The organism is Pseudoalteromonas sp. SWYJZ19, from assembly GCF_015864375.1.
In the GTDB taxonomy this organism is placed as follows: domain Bacteria; phylum Pseudomonadota; class Gammaproteobacteria; order Enterobacterales; family Alteromonadaceae; genus Pseudoalteromonas; species Pseudoalteromonas arctica.
Genome location: NZ_JADYXI010000059.1, coordinates 1 through 958, shown reverse-complemented (window position 1 = coordinate 958; position 958 = coordinate 1). Strand labels below are relative to the sequence as shown.

Here is a 958-nt window from a genome sequence, read left to right as displayed (position 1 = left end):
AATGGCCTGTGCACCAAAAGCCTGTTTATCATCCAAAGAGCACAGCAGACCTTTTATTTTTCCAGGCCCTATTGGCTCAGGATAAAGAACCAGTCTGGCCTGCCAGCACTCAGGAAGCGAAGGGTCTTGTTTTCTGGCATGCGCAGATACACTCATCTCTACTTTGAAGTCATGCTCAGAGTAAGATTCAATGACGGTGTATTGCGTGTTGCTTTTAATCGGGACCATCCAGTGCGACTGTGGGTGTTGCTTACGCCAATTAATCAGTAGCTCAGCGCTGAGATAACATCGGTCAAAAATAGTTAGACTGTTATCACTTACATGACCAAATAGCTGCTTTGCGTAGTTCACCTCACCTTGATAACTGGGCCCGAAGGCAACGTGGTGTATCAACCGGCTACGCAAGGAGCTTAAGGCGCATAGGCGTACAATAGGATATTCTGTATGACGGTTTTTACTGTGCTTAATATAGTGAAAGTGCTCAGCAAGAGCAGGTGTATCGGGTGCACGAAATTGCGTTCCATCGACAGAAAATAACCGGAGTCCATACCACGTATCATCAGCATCTTCTTCTTGTGTCCAATGGGCTGCACATAGGTGAAATAAGGCTTGGAGGGGGTCGCTACTCAGGCGCTGTCTCGCTTGAGGAATAGCACTTGGAGCAACCGTATCGCCCAGGGTATCAGTGAGTGTTAAATCTAACTTCTCAACAACGTCACTAATAGAGCGGTCGCGAAAAAGACCCATTGCAATGATAAGCCAGACGACAAGCTCAGCAGGTAACTTACGTTTGCGAATACTTGCTTTATCGGTCTGTTCGAGCACATTAGAAATCCACTCAAGAGGGATATGTTTCTGAAATGTAGATAAAGAGTCAGGAGTGGCGAATATATCCGTATCAAGTAACCAATGACTAAGCATAAAAATACCCTCATAATCAAAAGATGATAAGGGTATT

General features: G+C 45.2%; 1 protein-coding gene. It reads right to left on the bottom strand.

Annotation, left to right across the window (positions count from 1 at the left end; genetic code table 11):
- Window positions 1-921 (bottom strand): IS4 family transposase (locus I6F45_RS21230; protein ID WP_197162045.1); only part of this gene is annotated, 921 nt, incomplete at its 3' end.
- Window positions 922-958 lie beyond the last annotated feature (37 nt).